Raw genomic sequence first — 15724 nt, forward strand, 5'->3', positions numbered from 1 at the left:
GGGCGTCGGGCGTCGTGCGCCGGCGCCATGGGCGCTCGCATCCCGGAACTTTTAAAGAACGATACTTTCCATGAAAAACAATATCTCTGCTGGTGGTAAAACTCTTTCCGCGCTGGTCCTCGGCGCGAGCGTATGGATGTCGCTGGGCCTGGCCCCGGCCACGGCGGCCGCGCCGGTCACCGGCGCCGTTATCGGCCTGCCGGACTTCGCCGACCTGGTCGACCGCGTCGGCCCGGCCGTGGTGAATATCCGCACCACCGAGCGCCTCAAGCAAAGCGGACGCGGCGGCAGCGCCGACGGCCTGCCGGGCGATGAAGAAATGCAAGAATTCCTGCGCCGCTTCTTCGGCGGCGCGATCCCGCAGCCGGGCAATCCCGGCGGCAAGGGCACGCCGCGCGGCCGCCGCCAGGCGCCGTCCGACGAGCCGGTGCAGCGCGGCGTCGGCTCCGGCTTCATCCTGTCGGCCGACGGCTATGTGATGACCAACGCCCACGTGGTCGACGGCGCCGACGAGGTGTTCGTCACGCTGACCGACAAGCGCGAGTTCAAGGCCAAGGTGCTGGGCGCCGACGCCCGCACCGACGTCGCGGTGCTGAAGATCGAGGGCGACAAGCTGCCGTTCCTGGTGATGGGTGACTCGGACAAGATCCGCGTCGGCGAATGGGTGATCGCCATCGGCTCGCCGTTCAACCTGGAAAATACCGTCACCGCCGGCATCATCTCGGCCAAGCAGCGCGACACCGGCGACTACCTGGCGTTGATCCAGAGCGATGTCGCGGTCAATCCGGGCAACTCGGGCGGTCCGCTGATCAATATGCGCGGCGAGGTGATCGGGATTAACTCGCAGATCGCGACGCTGTCCGGCGGCTACAACGGCATCTCGTTCGCGGTGCCGATCGACGAGGCGATCCGTGTCTCGGAGCAGTTGAAGAAGAGCGGCAAGGTCACGCGCGGCCGCATCGGCGTGCAGATCGGCGAAGTCAACAAGGACGTCGCCGAATCGCTGGGCCTGAAGAACGCGCAGGGCGCGGAAGTGTCGCTGGTGGAGCCGGGCGGTCCCGCCGACAAGGCCGGCATCAAGGCGGGCGATATCATCCTGAAATTCAACGGCGTGACGGTGACCCGTTCGTCGGACCTGCCGCGTCTGGTCGGCGGCACCGCGCTGGACAGCAAGGCCACCGTGACCGTATGGCGCAAGGGTCAGCAGCTGGACTTGCCGGTGACCGTGGCCGAGCTGGAATCGGACAAGCCGGCCAAGGCGGCCAAGGGCAAGGGCGGCAAGGCCGAGCCGGAAGTGGCCAAGGCCAACGCGCTGGGCCTGAAGGTCAGCGACCTGAGCGCCGAGCAGAAGAAGGAATTGGGCGTCGACGGCGGCGTGGTGGTGGATTCGGCCGAAGGCGTGGCCGGCAAGGCCGCGCTGGACGAGGGCGATGTGCTGCTGCAGCTGAATAACACCGAGATCAAGGACGCCAAGCAGTTCAACGCGCTGGTGGCCAAGCTCGATCCGAAGAAGCCGTCGGTGCTGCTGGTGCGCCGTGGCGACGTGACGCAGTTCATCTCGCTGCGCCCGAGCGCCAAGTAACAGGCTGATTGAGCCGCAAAGTCACCCCGCAACGGCGGGGTCAGACCCCGTACGGGGTCTGACCCCTATGTGCCGCAGTGCGGGGTAAACGGTTCCCGCATACGATGCACTTCACCCTTTACTCCCGCAGCTACTGCCACCTGTGCCAGGACATGCTGGACGCGCTGATGCGCCTGCAGACCCCGGACCAGCCCATCACCGTCGACGTCATCGATGTCGACGCCGATCAGGCCCTGGTCGACCGCTTCGACGAGCTGGTCCCGGTGCTGTACGCCGACCTGTCGCAACCCGAACTCTGCCATTACTTCCTGGACGAGTCCAAAGTGCGCGAAGTGCTCAATAAATAAGCACCGCCACCGCAGAAATGCATTTCGCAGTGCATAAGTCGGGCTTTCCCCTCTGAAATCCGGTAAAATGCGGGGGTAGAAAAGCATCAAGGCGCTCGCCAGGGCATTCAACGCCCCGTTCGGAGCGCTTTTTTTGTATTGCGCGCAGCAGTTCGACCCGCGCCCCTGTCGTTTCAAACCCGTTTTTGAATATTTGTTAATGAACAACATACGCAATTTTTCCATCATCGCCCACATCGACCACGGCAAATCGACCCTGGCTGACCGCATCATCCAATTGTGCGGCGGCCTGTCCGACCGCGAGATGGAGGCGCAAGTGCTCGATTCGATGGATCTGGAGCGCGAACGCGGCATCACGATCAAAGCCCAGACCGCGGCCCTGCAATACAAGGCCCGCGACGGCCAAATCTATAACCTGAACCTGATCGATACGCCGGGCCACGTCGACTTCTCGTACGAAGTGTCTCGCTCGCTGTCGGCCTGCGAAGGCGCGCTGCTGGTGGTCGATGCCTCGCAAGGCGTGGAAGCCCAGACCGTGGCCAACTGCTACACCGCGCTCGACCTGGGCGTGGAAGTGGTGCCGGTGCTCAACAAGATCGACTTGCCGAACGCCGATCCCGCCAACGCGATCGCCGAAATCGAAGACGTGATCGGCATCGAAGCCGGCGACGCCGTGCATTGCTCGGCCAAGACCGGCCTCGGCGTGGAAGACGTGCTGGAATCGATCATCGCCAAGGTCCCGCCGCCGAAGGGCGATCCGGACGCGCCGCTGCAGGCGCTGATCGTCGACTCCTGGTACGACCCGTACGTCGGTGTGGTGATGCTGGTGCGCGTGGTCAACGGCACGCTGAAGCCGAAGGACAAGATCAAGCTGATGGCCACCGATTCGCTGCAACTGGTGGAAGACGTCGGCATTTTCGCGCCGCGTTCGGTCTCGCTGAAAGAGTTGTCGGCCGGCCAGGTGGGCTTCATCATCGCCGGCATCAAGGAATTGAAGGCCGCCAAGGTCGGCGACACCGTCACCCTGGCCAACCGTCCGGCCGCCGCGCCGCTGCCGGGCTTCAAGGAAGTCCAGCCGCAGGTGTTCGCCGGCCTGTTCCCGGTCGAGGCCAACCAGTACGACGCGCTGCGCGACTCGCTGGAAAAGCTGAAGCTGAACGACGCCGCGCTGATGTACGAGCCGGAAGTGTCGCAGGCGCTGGGCTTCGGCTTCCGCTGCGGCTTCCTCGGCCTGCTGCACATGGAAATCGTCCAGGAACGCCTGGAACGCGAATTCGACATGGACCTGATCACCACCGCGCCGACCGTGGTGTACGAGGTGGTGATGCGCGACAACAGCATCCTCAAGGTGGATAATCCATCGAAGATGCCGGAGCCGACCAAGATCAACGAGATCCGCGAACCGATCGTCACGGTCAACCTGTACATGCCGCAAGAATACGTCGGCTCGGTGATCACGCTGTGCATCGGCAAGCGCGGCGTGCAGATGGACATGGCCTACCACGGCCGCCAGGTCAAGCTGGTGTACGAGATGCCGATGGGCGAGATCGTGCTCGACTTCTTCGACAAGCTGAAGTCGACCTCGCGCGGTTATGCCTCGATGGACTACGAGTTCAAGGAATACCGCGCCTCCGACGTGGTCAAGGTCGACATGCTGATCAACGGCGAGAAGGTCGACGCGCTGGCCATCATCGTGCACCGATCCAACTCCGCCTATCGCGGCCGCCAGGTGGCCGCCAAGATGCGCGAACTGATTCCGCGCCAGATGTTCGACGTCGCGATCCAGGCCGCCATCGGCGTCAACGTGATCTCGCGTGAAAACGTCAAGGCGCTGCGCAAGAACGTGCTGGCCAAGTGCTACGGCGGCGACATCAGCCGTAAGAAGAAACTGTTGGAAAAGCAAAAAGCGGGTAAAAAACGCATGAAGCAAGTGGGCTCGGTAGAGATCCCACAAGAAGCGTTCCTGGCAATCTTACAAGTGGACGACAAATGAACCTGCAAGTGATCTTGGGTAATTTCGCTTTAATCCTGTTCGTGCTGATGGTGATCACGGGCGTGATCTGGTTCCTGGATGTGTTTTACCTGGCCAAGCAACGCCGCGCCGCAGCCGACCGCGCGCTGGCCGAGTTCGACGCCCGCAACGCCAAGCTGACCGCCGACGGCATCAAGGTCGACAGCAACATCAGCCGCGCCGCGATCGAATCCGGCCTGCTGCGCCAGCCGACCTGGATCGAATACTCGGGCAGCTTCTTCCCGGTCATCGCGCTGGTGTTCTTCCTGCGCTCGTTCCTGTACGAGCCGTTCAAGATCCCGTCGTCGTCGATGGTGCCGACCTTGCTGGTGGGCGATCTGATCCTGGTGAACAAGTTCACCTACGGCATCCGCCTGCCGGTGCTGAACAAGAAAGTCATCCAGATCAACGACCCGCAGCGCGGCGACGTGATGGTGTTCAAGTATCCGCTGGACATGAGCCAGGATTACATCAAACGCGTGGTCGGCGTGCCGGGTGATAAAATCACGTATGAAAACAAGCGCTTAACGGTGAACGACGTCGAAGTGAAGTACACCGCGCTGGACGATTACCTGGAAGAGGACCGTCTGGTCTACAACAAGCAGTTCCAGGAAAACCTGACCGGCACCAGCCACCGCATTCTCAACAATGAGAAGGCGCCGCCGGTGAACCTGTCCGACGTGAAACAGTTCCCGCACAGCGAGGCATGCACCTATCGCTACGAAGGCTTCACCTGTGTTGTTCCGCAAGGCAACTACTTCATGATGGGCGACAATCGCGACAACAGCGCGGACAGCCGCTACTGGGGCTTCGTGCCGGACAAGAATATTGTTGGAAAAGCATTCTTTGTATGGATGAACCTGGGCAACCTGCGCCGCATCGGCAGCATCCAATAAGTCATGCACTCATCGCGCAGCGCCTCGAAAGGGACTAAGATGGACTCAGTATTGAATTTACGTCCCTCGCGGCAGGACGGTATTTCGCTGATCGGACTGATCGTGGTGCTGGCGGCGCTGGGCTTTATCGGCGTGCTGGGCATGAAGATCGTGCCGACCTACACCGAATACCGTTCGATCCAGAACGCCATCGTGACCGCCAAGGCCACCGGCGGTTCGGTGGTCGAGATGCAAAAATCGTTCGACGCCAGCGCGACCGCCGGCTATATCAGTTCCATCTCCGGCCGTGACCTGATCATCGGCAAGGAGAACGGCGAAACGGAAATCAGCTTCGCCTACGAAAAGAAAATCCCGCTGGTCGGACCGGCCAGCTTGCTGCTTGAATATGAAGGCTCCACCGCCAAGGCTGGCGCCAAACCCGCGAAAACCGACTAAATAAAGCATCGTACAGACAATGAATCTTCAGTTATTGCAAACCCGTTTAGGCTATACGTTCCAGGATGCTGGCCTGTTGCAGCAAGCCTTGACGCATCGTAGCCATAGCAGTTTGCATAACGAACGGCTGGAATTCCTCGGCGACTCCGTGCTCAACTGCGTGGTGGCCTCGATTCTGTACGAACGCTATCTGGCGATCGACGAGGGCGACCTGTCGCGCCTGCGCGCCAATCTGGTCAAGCAGCAATCGCTGTACGAAATCGCCCAGAAGCTGGAGCTGTCGCAGTTCCTGCGGCTTGGGGAAGGGGAGTTGAAGTCGGGCGGTTTCCGCCGTCCTTCGATCCTGGCCGACACGCTTGAGGCGCTGCTAGGCGCCATTTTTTTGGATGGCGGCTTCAACCCTGCGCGCGACGTGATCCGCGCCTTCTACATCCCGATCCTCGACACGGTCGACCCGCAGACCTTGGGCAAGGACGCCAAGACGCTGCTGCAGGAATTCCTGCAAAGTAAGAAGATCTCCCTGCCGCTGTACAATGTGGTGGCCACGCACGGCGCCGCGCACAGCCAGGAATTCGAGATCGAATGCCTGGTGCCCAAGCTGGGCATCCAGGTCTACGGACGCGGCGGCAGCCGCCGCGCCGGCGAACAGGCCGCCGCCAAGCTGGCGTTGGAAGTGGCCGAACAAGCGCTGCTGAAATCGCCGGCAGCCGGCCGCAAAACCAAGCCGCGCGCCGCCCAGCTCAAGCTGGCCGGCATCGCCACCGTGCAGACCAGCGAGGCGAAGGATGTGACCGACAGCGAACCGTCGCCTCCGCCCGCCAAAGCAGCACACAAGTAAAAAGAGAACAGCATGACTACCGAAACGACCTCCGCCAATTACCGTTGTGGCTATATCGCCATTGTCGGCCGCCCGAACGTGGGCAAATCGACCCTGATGAATACCCTCATCGGCGCCAAGGTCAGCATCACCTCGCGCAAGGCGCAGACCACGCGCCACCGCATCACCGGCATCCAGACCTACGACGACGCGCAACTGATCTACGTCGATACACCGGGCTTCCAGACCCGTCACGCCAACGCGCTCAACAAGACGCTCAACAAGACCGTCACCAACACGCTGATCTCGTCGGACTTGATCCTGTTCGTCATCGAAGCGGGCACCTTCGGCCCGGCCGACCAGCAAGTGCTGGACCTGCTGCCGACCGAAGTGCCGGTGCTGCTGGTGATTAACAAGTCCGACCGCGTCAAGGACAAGGCGGTGCTGTTGCCGTTCGCGCAGCAGGTCGCGGCCAAGTTCAATTTCGCCGCCATCGTACCGGTGTCGGCCAAGCTGCGCTTCCAGTTGGACGGCCTGGAAAAAGAGATCAAGAAATTCCTGCCGGAGAACGATCCGATGTTCGGCCCGGACGACATCACCGACCGCAGCGAAAAGTTCATGGCGTCGGAAATTGTGCGCGAAAAACTGTTCCGCTTCGTCGGCGACGAGCTACCGTACACCAGCACCGTGCTGATCGAGAAGTTCGAGCAGGAGGGCGATCTTCGCCGAGTGTTCGCCGCCATCCTGGTCGAGCGCGACACGCACAAGTCGATGATCATCGGTAACAAGGGCGCGCGCCTGAAGGATGTCTCGACGCAGGCGCGGCTGGACATGGAACGCCTGTTCGGCGGCCCGGTGTACCTGGAGATCTGGGTCAAGGTCAAGTCCGGCTGGGCCGACAACGAAGCGGGTCTGCGCGCCTACGGCTACGAGTAAGCGGCAGGACGCCACCACCAGCATGTCCACCACGCTCGCCGACGACACCATCACGGCACCGCCACCGGCGGCGCCTGCGGAGGCGAGCGTGCCGGCGGAACCTGCGGCACCGGCCGCCCCGGCCGCCCCGGCCAGCGCCGCACCCGCCGCCAAGCGCCCCCGCGCACCATCGCGCGAGCGCACCTTCGGCACCAAGGTCGCCGGCCAGCCGGCCTTCGTGCTGCACAGCTACCCCTACAAAGAAACCAGCCTGATCATCGACCTGTTCACGCGCGACTTCGGCCGCGTGGCCTTGATCGCCAAAGGCGCCAAGCGGCCGCACTCGCAACTGCGCGGCGTGCTGCAAACCTTCCAGCCGCTGTCGTCGAGCTGGGTCGGCAAATCCGAACTGCGCACGCTGACCGACGCCGAATGGGTCGGCGGCATGCTGCCGCTGGAAAAGACCGCGCTGCTGTGCGGCTTCTACCTGAACGAACTGCTGGTCAAGCTGCTGGCGCGCGACGACGCGCATCCCAAACTGTTCGACCACTACGTCGCCACACTGAACCAGCTGGCGCACAACGAACCCGCGTCCATCGTCTTGAGAAAATTCGAACGGGCCTTACTTAAAGAGACGGGCGTCTCCGCCGACCTGACCCGCTGCACCGCCACCCGCGCCCCGGTGCGGGCCGACGTGATCTACGTCGTCGACCCCGAGCGCGGCCCGCGTCCCGAACGCGCCTCGGACGTCTCGCCGCGCGTGGCCGGCAAGACGCTGCTCGACATGGAGCGCGAAGACTACCAGGACGCCGCCACGCAATCGCAAAGCAAGCACTTGATGCGCTACCTGCTGGCGCACCACCTGGGCGGCGCGCCGCTGAACACCCGCCAGATCCTGATCGACCTGTCGCAGTTATAAACGAGATAAACGGTATAGACCAATGAGCTTCCTGCAACCAAGCGGCACCATCATCGACCTCGGCGTCAATATCGACCACGTCGCCACCCTGCGCAACGCGCGCGGCACGCAGTACCCGGACCCGATCCGCGCCGCGCTGCTGGCCGAGCAGGCCGGCGCCGACTGCATCACGCTGCACCTGCGCGAAGACCGCCGCCACATCAAGGACGCCGACGTGATCGCGCTGGCGCCGCAGCTGATCACCCGCATGAACCTGGAAGCCGCCGTGACGCAGGAGATGATCGACTTCGCCTGCCGCATCAAGCCGGCCGACGTCTGTCTGGTGCCGGAAAAGCGCACCGAAGTCACCACCGAAGGCGGCCTCGATGTCGCCGGCAACTTCAACGCCGTGCAAGCCGCCGTCAAGCAGCTGCAGGCCGAAGGCATCCGCGTCAGCCTGTTCATCGACGCCGACGAACGGCAGATGGACGCCACCGCCGAACTGGGCGCCCCGGTGATCGAACTGCACACCGGCCGCTACGCCGACACCGAAGGCGCCGAGCAGGCGGCTGAACTGGAACGCATCCATCGCGGCGTGCTGTACGGCGTCGGCAAGGGATTGAAGGTCAACGCCGGCCACGGCCTGCACTACACCAACGTGCAAGCCATTGCCGCAATTCCGGAAATCGCCGAACTGAACATCGGCCACGCCATCGTCGCGCACGCGGTGTTCGTCGGCTGGGAAAACGCCGTGCGCGAAATGAAGGCCATCATGGTCTCGACCCGGCTGGGCGCGCGCCGATGATCTACGGGATCGGCACCGACATCTGCAAGATCCCGCGCATCGAAGCCGCGCTGGCGCGCCACGGCGACCGCTTCGCGAAAAAGATCCTCGGCCCGCAGGAGATGGCGAAGTACCTGGCGCGCAAGGCCAAGAACCCGGTGCGCGGCATCCGCTTCGTGGCGACGCGCTTCGCCGCCAAGGAGGCCTTCGCCAAGGCCATCGGCCTGGGCATCCGCATGCCGATGACCTGGCCCGCCGCGCAGATGCTGAATCATCCGAGCGGCAAGCCGATGATCGTCTGCAGCGGCGTGCTGAAGGAATTCATGGACAAGAACAGGCTGACGACGCAGGTGACGGTCAGCGACGAAGCGGAATACGCGGTCGCCTTCGTCATCGTGGAACAAGAGACCAAGTAATGACCGAACTGGAAGCAAAGCCGGACCCGCGCGAGCAGGTGCTGGCCACCGTCGCCAAGCTGCCCAACCTGCCCGGCGTGTACCGTTATTTCGACGCCGAGGACAAGGTGCTCTACGTCGGCAAGGCGCGCGACCTGAAGAAGCGCGTCTCCAGCTACTTCCAGAAGAACCTGGCCAGCCCGCGCATCGCCATGATGGTCGAGCGCATCGCGCGGCTGGAGACCACCGTCACCCACAGCGAAGCCGAAGCGCTGATCCTTGAGAATAACCTGATCAAGGCGCTGAGCCCGCGCTTCAACATCCTGTTCCGCGACGATAAATCTTACCCCTACCTGAAGATCACCGGCGGCGACGCGCCGCGCATGGTCTACTATCGCGGCGCGGTGGATAAGAAGAACCAGTACTTCGGACCGTTCCCCAGCTCGTGGGCGGTCAAGGAATCGATGCAGATTTTGCAGAAGGTGTTCCGCATCCGCACCTGCGAGGAAAGCGTCTACGCCAACCGCACGCGTCCCTGCCTGCTGCACCAGATCGGCCGTTGCAGCGCGCCGTGCGTCGACTTGATCAGCAAGGAAGACTACAAGCTGGATGTGGAAAACGCCGCGCGCTTCCTGCGCGGCCGCCAGTCCGAAGTGATGGCGGACCTCGACAAGAAGATGCACGCCTACGCCGGCGAACTCAAATTCGAGCAGGCGGCGTCGGTGCGCAACCAGATCCAGTCGCTGTCGCGCGTGCTGCACCAGCAAAGCATGGAGACCACCGGCGACGCCGACGTCGACATCATCGCGGTGCTGGTGCAGGGCGGACGCGCCTGCGTGAACCTGGCGATGGTGCGCGGCGGCCGCCACCTCGGCGACCGCGCCTATTTCCCCACCCACCTCGGCGACGCCGAAGCGATCGCGGAGAACGCCATCGAAGTCGAAGTGCTGGCCGCCTTCCTGGCGCAGCACTACACCGAGAAGTTCATCCCCGGCACGCTGATCCTGAACATCGAATTCAACCACCCGGCGCTGATGCAGGCCTTGCAGGAGCAGTGCGGCCACCGCATCAACCTGATCTTCCAGCCGCAGGACCAGCGCCGCAAATGGCTGGAGCTGGCGCAGAAGGGCGCCGAAATCTCGCTGGCGCGGCTGCTGCAGGAGCAGGGCTCGCAGCAATCGCGCACACGCGCGCTGGTCGACGCCTTGCAGCTGGAGCCGGAAGACATCGAGACGCTGCGCGTCGAATGCTTCGACATCTCGCACACGCAGGGCGAGGCGACCCAGGCCTCGTGCGTGGTGTTCCATCACCACCAGATGCAGAACGGCGAATACCGCCGCTACAACATCAACGACATCACGCCGGGCGACGATTACGCCGCGATGCGGCAAGTGCTGTTCCGCCGCTACGAGAAGGTGGCCAACGGCGACGGCGTGATGCCCGATGTGGTGCTGATCGACGGCGGCAAAGGGCAGATCGAAATGGCGCGCCAGGTGTTCGCCGAGCTGGGACTCGACATCAGCCTGATCGTCGGCGTGGCGAAAGGGGAAGGGCGCCGCGTCGGCCTGGAGACCTTGATGTTCGTCGACGGCCGCCCGGCGCAGGAATTGGGCAAGGAATCGGCCGCGCTGATGCTGGTGGCGCAGATCCGCGACGAGGCGCACCGCTTCGCCATCACCGGCATGCGCGCCAAGCGCGCCAAGACACGTCAGACCTCGCGGCTGGAAGAGATCGAAGGCATCGGCGCCAAGCGCCGCCAGCGCCTGCTGGCGCGCTTCGGCGGCCTGCGCGGCGTGGTCGACGCCAGCGTCGAGGATCTGAAGCAGGTCGAAGGCATTTCCAGCGCGCTGGCGGAAGAGATTTACAAGCAGTTACATTGAGTCATAGTTTCGTACACGGCAACTGTGCGCTGGTTTAATGTGCCTTGGCAAGGTAGACTAGCGGCGCATTACAAATTTTCACGGCCGCACCTTAACTACGAGCTTATGCCCTTCAATATACCGATACTGTTGACCTGGTTGCGCGTCGCGCTGATCCCGCTGGTGGTGGGCGTCTACTACCTCCCGACCACGATGCTGCCGGTGGTGGATCAGAATCTGGCGGCCACGGCGGTGTTCATCGTCGCCGCCGTCACCGACTGGTTCGACGGTTTCCTGGCGCGGCGCTGGAACCAGACCTCGGCCTTCGGCGCCTTCCTCGACCCGGTGGCCGACAAGTTGATGGTGGCCGGCGCCTTACTGGTGCTGGTCCAGCTGGACCGCGCCAACGCCGTGCTGTCGTTCATCATCATCGGCCGCGAGATCGCCATCTCCGCGCTGCGCGAATGGATGGCGCAGATCGGCGCCTCGAAGTCGGTCGCGGTCAGCTCGCTGGGCAAGATCAAGACCACCGCGCAGATGACCGCCATCCCGCTGCTGCTGTTCCACGACGTGCTGTTCGGCGCGGTCGACACCCAGTTCTGGGGCGCGCGTTTGCTGGAAATAGCGGCGCTGCTGACGGTGTGGTCGATGTTCTACTACCTGCGCCTGGCGTGGCCGCTGATCAAGGAAAAATCCGGTCAGCTGTAATCGCGGGGTAGAAACCAGATATACAATATTTTTTATTCGGCAAAGTTTTGACCATTGACAGGCGGCACAGTTCATCTATAATGCTGGCCTGTTGTTGATGACGAACGAAGCGGGAGTAGCTCAGTTGGTAGAGCGCAACCTTGCCAAGGTTGAGGTCGAGAGTTCGAGACTCTTCTCCCGCTCCAAGTAATCGACGACACGTAGTACTGGCAAAAACAGCGGCTTGCTGCTATGATGCTGGACTCCAATGCGGGAGTAGCTCAGTTGGTAGAGCGCAACCTTGCCAAGGTTGAGGTCGAGAGTTCGAGACTCTTCTCCCGCTCCAGTTCTTCGGGACTTGGTTGGCGTAGTAAAAACAGTAACTCCAATGCGGGAGTAGCTCAGTTGGTAGAGCGCAACCTTGCCAAGGTTGAGGTCGAGAGTTCGAGACTCTTCTCCCGCTCCAGAATTCCGGATCGCAGCGCGTAACCCGCTGTCGTCTTAGTCAACAGTTTCCTCTGGCGAGGTAGCAAAGCGGTTATGCAGCGGCCTGCAAAGCCGTCTAGGTCGGTTCGACTCCGATCCTCGCCTCCAGACAATTTGAACTCCAAGCGGGAGTAGCTCAGTTGGTAGAGCGCAACCTTGCCAAGGTTGAGGTCGAGAGTTCGAGACTCTTCTCCCGCTCCAGTATGTAGAAGGGCAGCCGATGTGGCTGCCCTTTTTGCATTGGCGGCGAGGATTGTCACCACTGCTAGTTCGCCTACCCAAAGCGCCGCGCTCCCGCCATTTATAGTTTTGTCGTGTGCTATGATTTACTCTAGTCTGCCGGCACGTTCCGCCACCCTTGGCTACTTCCACTTTTGTCGGATAAAAATAGGATTTCCATGCGACCGTCAACTGCGCTTGCACTGAATCGAGTTGCCGTGCGTGAAGCGGCAAGTCGTTTCCGTACCGTGAATCTCCGTATTTTCGGTTCGGTGCTGCATGGCACCGACATGGATGGTAGCGACCTTGACCTACTGGTCGACACGCTGCCAAACGCGACGTTATTTGACCTTGGAGGGCTGCAGGACGAGCTGGAGTCCTTGCTCGGGATACCTGTTGATCTGCTCACTCCGGCGGATTTGCCGTCGAAATTCCGAGCTGAAGTGCTCGCCGAAGCACAACCGGTATGAGCAGGACTAGACTGCCCGATTACCTCGATCATATGCAACAGGCGGCAGAGGACGCGTGCAGCTTCGTGGAGGGTATGGAAAAAGACGCGTTCTTCAAGGATAAGCGCACCCAGCAGGCTGTGATCATGAGTGTCATTATCATCGGGGAAGCCGCGACGAAAGTAATGGATAGCTACGCTGAGTTTTCACTTGCGCATCCACAGGTGCCTTGGCGCAGCATGCGAGGAATGCGTAACCGGATCGCCCACGGCTATTTCGACATCAATCTGGACGTGGTATGGGATACCGTGCGGTTTGCACTCCCGGACCTGCTAAAGCAACTGTCCGTTATACGCTTGGATGCCGACCATGACAGTGGAACCGTTGCCGGACGGCTCGGCCAGTTCGGCGATCTCGCCTTGCGCCATCAGGCTGATGTCGGTGGCGATCTTGCCCAGGCTGCCGGTCAGCACCGCCACATCCAGTCCGAGCCGCACCCATTCGTCGCGCTGCGTGTGCCACGCCGGCCCGGCCGGACGCAGGCCCAGCCCGGCGGCGACGCGCGCCGCCACCGCCGGCGCCTGCTCGCCCATCACGGCCAGCGTGCCGACCGCGCCGCCCAGTTGCAGTTGCAGCGCGCGCGCCGCGCAGTCGCGCAGCCGCCAGGCGCTTCGACCTTGACCACCTCCGCGCCCATCAGCCCCAGCTGATAGGTGGCGAACGGCCCGGCGTAGGCGTGGGTCAGGTCGATCACGCGGATGCCGGCCAGCGGCGCGTGGGCAGGGTTGCTCATGGTTGTTTCTCCTTGATTTGACAGACGAAATTGGCGGCATCGTCGCTGGAGCCGGTACCGAGGTAGACGGCCTGGCGCGGATACGGGCACAGCGGAGGGGTGCGCGTGAGGCGGCCGGCCTCGATCCGGGAGGCGACGATGCGCTCCGGCGCGCGGCCTTGTTCACCTATGTCGCCCGCCAACTGGCGCCCTTTCTGCCCGTGGTGAAGCGCTGGCCGCATAGCCGCTGAAGGTTGCGGAGCGCCTCCGGCCACGTTTTTGGTATGATCCCTGCATGGGAAGAACAAAACTTTATGACCGGGATGCGCTGCTCGACGCGGCCATGCGCGTGTTCTGGCAACGCGGCTTCGCCGACACCAGCGTTCAACAACTGGAACGCGCCACCGGCGTGAATAAATCCGGGCTGTACGCGGAATTCAAGGGCAAGGAAGACTTGTATCTGGCGTCGCTACGGCACTACGTCACCCAGCGCGGCGCGGAGGGCTTGCTGACCGCGGAGCCACCCGGCTGGAGCAACGCCGAGTCGTTGCTCCAGCTGGGACCGGTCTGTGGCGCGGACCGCAAGGGCTGCTTCGCCATCAACGCGATGCGCGAAGTGGAGTCGCTGCCGGAAGAGGCCGCGCAGATCGTTGCCTCCTCCCAGGCGGCGATGCTGGCGCTGCTGCTGAAAAACATCAGCGTCGAAGAAACGCGGATGCCCCCCAAAGCCGTCGCGGAAATCGTCCTGATCTTCTTCTCCGGGCTTTGCATCGAAATGAATCTCTCGCCGTCACCGGCGAGCGTGAAGCGCAAGGTCAAGAACTTCATGGCGATGCTGAAAACGCTCTAATTGCGGTTGTTTTTGTCCTGTATGTCAGGAACTGCGGCCTCTTTATCCGCTGCGGACACGTCCCTATCATTGGTTGCATCAACAACCAACGAAAGATCGTCATGTCGCACCAGCTCTTTTCGCCGTTCAAGATCGGCCCGTACACACTCTCCCATCGCGTCGTGCACGCGCCGACCACGCGGTTACGCGCCAACGCCGACGACAGCCCGAGCGAGATGATGGTCGACTATTACCGCCAGCGCGCCTCGCAAGGCGGGTTGATCATCAGCGAGTCGACGCATATGTCGTTTGATAGCCGGGGCTATCTCGGCGCGCCCGGCATCTACGAAGACCGGCATATTCCCGGCTGGCGCAAGATCGCCGACGCGGTGCACGCCAAAGGCGGCGTGCTGTTCATGCAGTTGGGCCACGATGGCCGTCAGTCGCACGTCGACCTGACCGGCGGCGCGCTGCCGATCGCGCCATCCGTGGTGCCGTTCGAAGGCGAATCGCTGACAGCCAATGGTTGGGTGCCGGTCTCACCGCACCGCGAAGTCGGCATCGCCGAAATCAAGCAAGTCGTCGAGAATTATCGTCAGGCCGCGATCCGCGCCAAGGAAGCGGGGCTGGATGGTGTCGAACTCCATTCGGCCAACGGCTATCTGGCCGATACCTTTCTGCAGGATGGTACCAATAAGCGCACCGACGAATACGGCGGCTCGCTGATGAACCGTACCCGCCTGTTGCGGGAACTGGTGGAGGCGCTGGCGTCGGTGTTCGGCGCCGACCGCGTGGGCGTTCGCCTGTCGCCGCGCGGGCAATGGGGGTCGATCTCGGATTCCGATCCCGAAGCGACCTTCAGCTACGCGGCGCAAGTGCTGAACCAATATGGCCTGGCCTATTTGCATATCATCGAGCCGCGCGTCAAAGGCGTCGAGACACTGGACGAGCACCAGCATCCGGCGGCGTCGGAATTCCTGCGCAAAGTGTTCACCGGGCCGATCATCGCCGCCGGCGGATTCAACGGCGAAGGCGCGGAAACGATACTGCAAAAGGGTGACGCCGATTTGGTGGCGTTTGGCCGCTTCTTCGCGTCCAATCCGGATCTGCCTTACCGCCTTCAGCAAAAACTGCCGTTGAATCACTACAACCGCGACGCCTTCTGGGGCGGCAACGAAGCGGGTTACACGGATTATCCGGTTTACCAGGATTCCGAATTCGCCCGGCGGGCATGAGCGATGGCGCGATGGATAGCCTTCTACGGCGGCAGCTTGACGGTGCGTCAAACTTAAAAGAACTGAATGGTTCAAAAATGGCTTGTGATTCCCCTGGGCTTGCTTCAT

At 62.4% G+C, this 15724-nt stretch carries 16 protein-coding genes, 5 tRNA genes and 3 pseudogenes; 21 read left to right on the top strand and 3 right to left on the bottom strand.

The features are described from left to right. The first annotated feature begins 70 nt into the window (after positions 1–70). The 19 genes and pseudogenes from GW587_RS18065 to GW587_RS31905 form a co-directional block, all read left to right on the top strand. Positions 71–1582, top strand: a complete 1512-nt coding sequence (locus GW587_RS18065) for a Do family serine endopeptidase (protein WP_371875613.1) — start codon at positions 71–73, stop codon at positions 1580–1582. 104 nt (positions 1583–1686) lie between these two features. Then, entirely contained in the window at positions 1687–1929 is a 243-nt protein-coding gene (locus GW587_RS18070; protein ID WP_166105767.1) for a glutaredoxin family protein, read from the top strand. Between the two features lie 199 nt (positions 1930–2128). Next, positions 2129–3922, top strand: a complete 1794-nt coding sequence (gene lepA, locus GW587_RS18075) for a translation elongation factor 4 (protein WP_166105769.1) — start codon at positions 2129–2131, stop codon at positions 3920–3922. Then, on the top strand, positions 3919–4836 hold the full coding sequence (gene lepB, locus GW587_RS18080) for a signal peptidase I (protein ID WP_166105771.1): 918 nt from the start codon (positions 3919–3921) through the stop codon (positions 4834–4836). The genes lepA and lepB overlap by 4 nt, the downstream gene beginning before the upstream one ends. Before the next feature lie 51 nt (positions 4837–4887). After that, entirely contained in the window at positions 4888–5271 is a 384-nt protein-coding gene (locus tag GW587_RS18085) for a DUF4845 domain-containing protein (RefSeq protein WP_229259526.1), read from the top strand. A gap of 19 nt (positions 5272–5290) precedes the next feature. Further along, complete coding sequence (gene rnc, locus GW587_RS18090; protein WP_166105774.1) at positions 5291–6109, top strand: ribonuclease III; 819 nt, start codon at positions 5291–5293, stop codon at positions 6107–6109. Positions 6110–6121: 12 nt separating this feature from the next. Further along, positions 6122–7024 carry a GTPase Era gene (gene era, locus GW587_RS18095; protein ID WP_166105776.1) on the top strand — a complete coding sequence of 301 codons (903 nt, stop codon included), beginning with the start codon at positions 6122–6124 and terminating at the stop codon, positions 7022–7024. A 22-nt stretch (positions 7025–7046) separates the two neighbouring features. After that, positions 7047–7922, top strand: a complete 876-nt coding sequence (gene recO, locus GW587_RS18100) for a DNA repair protein RecO (RefSeq protein ID WP_166105778.1) — start codon at positions 7047–7049, stop codon at positions 7920–7922. 22 nt (positions 7923–7944) lie between these two features. After that, positions 7945–8706 carry a pyridoxine 5'-phosphate synthase gene (gene pdxJ / locus GW587_RS18105; RefSeq protein WP_166105780.1) on the top strand — a complete coding sequence of 254 codons (762 nt, stop codon included), beginning with the start codon at positions 7945–7947 and terminating at the stop codon, positions 8704–8706. Then, positions 8703–9101, top strand: coding sequence for a holo-ACP synthase (gene acpS, locus GW587_RS18110; protein ID WP_166105782.1), 399 nt, complete (start codon positions 8703–8705; stop codon positions 9099–9101). Before pdxJ ends, acpS begins: the two co-directional genes overlap by 4 nt. Next, positions 9101–10960, top strand: a complete 1860-nt coding sequence (gene uvrC, locus GW587_RS18115; RefSeq protein WP_166105784.1) for an excinuclease ABC subunit UvrC — start codon at positions 9101–9103, stop codon at positions 10958–10960. The genes acpS and uvrC overlap by 1 nt, the downstream gene beginning before the upstream one ends. Before the next feature lie 105 nt (positions 10961–11065). Next, positions 11066–11647, top strand: coding sequence for a CDP-diacylglycerol--glycerol-3-phosphate 3-phosphatidyltransferase (pgsA, locus tag GW587_RS18120; protein ID WP_166105785.1), 582 nt, complete (start codon positions 11066–11068; stop codon positions 11645–11647). Between the two features lie 109 nt (positions 11648–11756). Next, positions 11757–11832 (top strand) — tRNA-Gly (locus tag GW587_RS18125). Positions 11833–11896: 64 nt separating this feature from the next. Continuing rightward, a tRNA-Gly gene (locus tag GW587_RS18130) sits at positions 11897–11972 on the top strand. A 44-nt stretch (positions 11973–12016) separates the two neighbouring features. Then, positions 12017–12092, top strand: a tRNA-Gly gene (locus GW587_RS18135). Between the two features lie 54 nt (positions 12093–12146). Beyond that, a tRNA-Cys gene (locus GW587_RS18140) sits at positions 12147–12220 on the top strand. Between the two features lie 17 nt (positions 12221–12237). Then, positions 12238–12313 (top strand) — tRNA-Gly (locus tag GW587_RS18145). 197 nt (positions 12314–12510) lie between these two features. Continuing rightward, complete coding sequence (locus tag GW587_RS18150; RefSeq protein ID WP_166105787.1) at positions 12511–12801, top strand: nucleotidyltransferase family protein; 291 nt, start codon at positions 12511–12513, stop codon at positions 12799–12801. Between the two features lie 74 nt (positions 12802–12875). Beyond that, positions 12876–13070, top strand: a pseudogene (locus GW587_RS31905) (HepT-like ribonuclease domain-containing protein); the annotation flags it as partial. A gap of 90 nt (positions 13071–13160) precedes the next feature. On the opposite strand, the pseudogene GW587_RS31030 reads toward GW587_RS31905, so the two are convergent. The 3 genes and pseudogenes from GW587_RS31030 to GW587_RS31655 all read right to left on the bottom strand — a co-directional run. Beyond that, a pseudogene (locus GW587_RS31030) lies at positions 13161–13454 on the bottom strand (lyase family protein); the annotation flags it as partial. Then, positions 13442–13573, bottom strand: a pseudogene (locus tag GW587_RS18160) (CoA transferase); the annotation flags it as partial. The pseudogenes GW587_RS31030 and GW587_RS18160, both read right to left, overlap by 13 nt. Beyond that, a complete protein-coding gene (locus tag GW587_RS31655) occupies positions 13570–13755 on the bottom strand; it encodes a tannase/feruloyl esterase family alpha/beta hydrolase (RefSeq protein WP_308495390.1) in 186 nt (61 codons plus the stop codon). The pseudogene GW587_RS18160 and the gene GW587_RS31655, both read right to left, overlap by 4 nt. 92 nt (positions 13756–13847) lie before the next feature. Here GW587_RS31655 and GW587_RS18170 point away from each other — a divergent pair, with 92 nt between their 5' ends. Both GW587_RS18170 and GW587_RS18175 read left to right on the top strand, forming a co-directional pair. Continuing rightward, positions 13848–14402 (top strand): TetR/AcrR family transcriptional regulator, encoded by a 555-nt coding sequence (locus GW587_RS18170; protein ID WP_166105795.1) that lies wholly within the window; start codon positions 13848–13850, stop codon positions 14400–14402. A gap of 101 nt (positions 14403–14503) precedes the next feature. Next, on the top strand, positions 14504–15616 hold the full coding sequence (locus tag GW587_RS18175; protein WP_166105797.1) for an alkene reductase: 1113 nt from the start codon (positions 14504–14506) through the stop codon (positions 15614–15616). Positions 15617–15724: the final 108 nt, after the last annotated feature.

This window comes from Duganella aceris (assembly GCF_011090165.1).
Classification (GTDB): Bacteria; Pseudomonadota; Gammaproteobacteria; order Burkholderiales; family Burkholderiaceae_D; genus Rugamonas; species Rugamonas aceris.